The organism is Craterilacuibacter sp. (genome assembly GCF_051659485.1).
Classification (GTDB): Bacteria; Pseudomonadota; Gammaproteobacteria; order Burkholderiales; family Chromobacteriaceae; genus Craterilacuibacter.
Genome location: NZ_JBOFOO010000006.1, coordinates 1 through 3,212, shown reverse-complemented (window position 1 = coordinate 3,212; position 3,212 = coordinate 1). Strand labels below are relative to the sequence as shown.

Here is a 3,212-nt window from a genome sequence, read left to right as displayed (position 1 = left end):
TCGGGTACACTGCCCGCCTCCGACTTTACCCGCGCAAGGTGTACCCGTGTTTATCAAGGCATTAAGAGTTGGCCTCGGCCAGTTGATCATCGCAGCCGACTTTATCACCCGCCCGCGCCGCCTGGTGCGCAGCAAGGCCGAACAGGCTGCCGTCGATGCGGCCACCGCTAAGCTTGCGCTTTACCAGTTCCACGCCTGCCCGTTCTGCGTCAAGACCCGCCGCACCATGCACAAGCTCAACCTGAACATCGTGCTACAGGATGCCAAGCATGATGCAAGCGCACGCGCGCGGCTGCAAAGCGAGGGCGGCAAGATTAAGGTGCCATGCCTGCGCATAGAAGAAGGCGGCAATACGCGCTGGCTGTATGAATCCAAGGCCATCATTGCCTATCTGGAGCAGCGCTTCGATCCGGCACTCGCCAGCCAGACCGCCTGAGTCAACAGCGCCTGACGCAAACCGTGTCAGGCGCTGCCTTGTGATACTTTCACTGCATGACGGATTCGGGCTAGCATCACCCGCCTATTCCGACTCCAAGCCGACCGCCATGCCTAAAATCCTGCCGCTTAGCCTGCTGCTACTGCTGTCGCTACCTGCGCTCGCTGCCCAATGTTTTATCGTGAAAGACAGCGACGGCCACACGCTCACCCGTCAGGGCGAGTGCAGCACCCGATTGCCGCCGGCTTCGACCTTCAAGATTCCGCTTAGCCTGATGGGCTACGACAGCGGCTTTCTACACAGTGAAACCGCGCCCGCCCTGCCTTACAACGGCACCGACGAAGCTTTTTTACCCGAGTGGGCGCAGACCACCACGCCGGCACACTGGATGCGCTACTCGGTGGTGTGGTATTCGCAGCGCCTGACCCGCGCCTTGGGCATGGACAAATTCCAGCACTATGTAGACGCCTTTGCTTATGGCAACCGCGACCTTACCGGCAATCCGGGCAAGGGTGATGGCCTGAGTCAGGCGTGGCTGGGCTCTTCGCTCGCGATCAGCCCCGACGAGCAGGCTGACTTTCTAGGCCGCTTGGTCACGCAGCGTTTAGCCGTGTCGAAAGCGGCCTACCGCCACACGGCGGCCATTCTGCGCCAACCCGATCTTAACAGCTGGCAGATCTACGGCAAGACCGGCAACGCGCGCCGTCTCGCACCCGATGGCAAGCGTTATCAGGTGGGCTGGTATGTGGGCTGGGCCAGCAAAGGAGAGCGCACGCTGAGCTTTGTCTACAGCATCCGTGACGAAACCGAGCAAAGCGGCTTTGCCTCGCAGCGCGCCAAGGCGGCGCTATTGGAAAAACTGCCGCCACTTCTGGAACAGGCTGCGCCATAAACCGTTGCAGAGAGGGCCTCAGCCCGCGTCATGCAAACGTCCGTCACGGAAAAACAGGGTATTGTCGGCCAGGCGGGCCGCCTGCTCCGGCTGGTGCGTCACCATCACGATGGTGATGCCGGCCTTGAGCACACGTAGCCGCTCTTCTATTGTCTGGCTGGCGACGCAGTCCAGCGAAGCCGTCGGCTCGTCCAGCAGCAGGATTTCAGGCTGCAATGCCAGCGCGCGCGCCAGACACAGCCGCTGCTGCTGCCCGCCGGACAGGCTGGCCGCATTGTGCGTCAGCCTGCCTCCCACCTCGCCCCATAAGCCCGCCTGCTGCAGCGCCATCTCGACACGCGCATCCAGCACCCGCCCGCCAAGCTTGTGCACCAGCTGCAAAGGCAGGGCGATATTGCGGGCGATGCTGCCCGGCAACAGATCGGGGTGCTGGAAGACCATGCCGACCCTGCGGCGCAGCCATACCGCGTCGGTGCGGTCGTGATACGGCTGTATCTGCTGCCCGCCCAGCAGGAGTGACAGGCTGCCGCTCACGCGGGCATCCGGGCCATGCAGCAGGTTGAGCATGCGTAAAAAGCTGGTCTTGCCGGAGCCGGATGGCCCTTGCAGCACCGTAATGGCACGGGCGGGAATATCCAGCGTGATATCGTGCAGCAAGGCATGCACGCCCAGCGTCAAACCCAGCGCCCGGCAGCGGATGGCATTCATGATGTGATCTTTCCTTGCAGGCGGCGCGACAGCATGAACAGGCTGCCCGACATCAGCAGCAGCAATAGCGCCGAGGCAAAGGCTCGGGCCAGCTCGGCTTCATCGCGATACTCGGCGGCCGTCACCATGATAAAAAAAGGCAATGCTTCGAATTTGTCGAACAGGCTGCCGGGCATGCCGGCACTGGCCACCACACCGGTCAGCAGGATCACCGCCACATCTTCGGCAGCACGACCGATGGCGAGTATCACGCCGGAGAGGATGCCGGGGCTTGCCGCCGGCAAATAGACATGCAGCACGCGCTGGCGCGGACTCAGCCCCAGCGCCTTCGCTGTCAGGCGCAAAGCGGGCGGCAGCGCCAGCAAGGCGCTGCGGGTGCTGACAATCAGATAAGGCAGCACCAGCAGGCCGACACACAGACCGGACAGCAGCAGCGAAGTGTTGGCCCTGGGCAGCAAGGGGCGCAGCGCCAGAATCAGCATGAAACCGCACAGCCCCATCACAATGGACGGCATGCCGGCCAGAATATCGACCAGAAACAACAGGACGCGCCGGGCACGTCCATCCCGCGCCTGTGCCAGATAAATGCCGGCCGCCAGCCCCAGCGGCAAGGCCGCCGAAATCGCGACCAGCACCAGCATCAGGCTGCCCACCAGCGCAGGCCAGATGCCGCCCCACACCGCCTGCTGGGCGCTGATGGCGAGCCAGGCAGGCGTGTCGCCAAAAAACAGCGCACCATTGATCGCGGGCAGGCCATGCCAGAGCAGGAACCCGAACAGCAGCATGGCCAGCGCGACAAAGCCGGCGGCCGCCAGACGGCACAAGGCCAGCACCAGATATTCACAGCAGGTTTTCATCGGTTCGGCTCAAGATACGGCTCAGCAGGCGAATGGCGACAACGCAGGCCAGCAACAGCAAGCTGGCTGCAAAGATGGCGGTATAAGCCGTGCTTTGCGTATCCGCCGCCAGCGTAATGGCAATATGGGCGGTCAGCGCGCGCAAGGGCTCGGCCGGGCTTTGCGGCACCAGTGTGGCATTGCCGGAAATCATCAGTGCAATCAGCGTATCGCCCACCGCGCGGCCGGCCGCCAGCAGCAGGGCCGATAGCAGCGCCGGACGAATCTCGGGCAACATCACCCATAGCAACTGCTGGATGCGGCTCAGACCCAGCGCCTC

5 protein-coding genes are annotated in these 3,212 nt (G+C 63.2%); 2 read left to right on the top strand and 3 right to left on the bottom strand.

All coding sequences use genetic code 11. The features are described from left to right. Together ACRC1E_RS00155 and blaOXA are read left to right on the top strand one after the other, a co-directional pair. Positions 1 to 436: glutaredoxin family protein (locus ACRC1E_RS00155; RefSeq protein WP_438513084.1), on the top strand; the 436-nt coding region annotated here is incomplete at its 5' end. 109 nt (positions 437 to 545) lie between these two features. Continuing rightward, on the top strand, positions 546 to 1,328 hold the full coding sequence (gene blaOXA / locus ACRC1E_RS00150) for a class D beta-lactamase (protein ID WP_438513083.1): 783 nt from the start codon (positions 546 to 548) through the stop codon (positions 1,326 to 1,328). 18 nt (positions 1,329 to 1,346) lie between these two features. Here blaOXA and ACRC1E_RS00145 read toward each other — a convergent pair whose 3' ends face one another. From ACRC1E_RS00145 to ACRC1E_RS00135, 3 genes are all read right to left on the bottom strand, one after another. After that, on the bottom strand, positions 1,347 to 2,036 hold the full coding sequence (locus ACRC1E_RS00145) for a phosphate ABC transporter ATP-binding protein (RefSeq protein ID WP_438513082.1): 690 nt from the start codon (positions 2,034 to 2,036) through the stop codon (positions 1,347 to 1,349). Continuing rightward, on the bottom strand, positions 2,033 to 2,893 hold the full coding sequence (locus ACRC1E_RS00140) for a PstA family ABC transporter permease (RefSeq protein ID WP_438513081.1): 861 nt from the start codon (positions 2,891 to 2,893) through the stop codon (positions 2,033 to 2,035). The genes ACRC1E_RS00145 and ACRC1E_RS00140 overlap by 4 nt, the downstream gene beginning before the upstream one ends. After that, on the bottom strand, positions 2,877 to 3,212 hold a 336-nt coding region (locus ACRC1E_RS00135; protein ID WP_438513080.1), incomplete at its 5' end, for an ABC transporter permease subunit. The genes ACRC1E_RS00135 and ACRC1E_RS00140, both read right to left, overlap by 17 nt.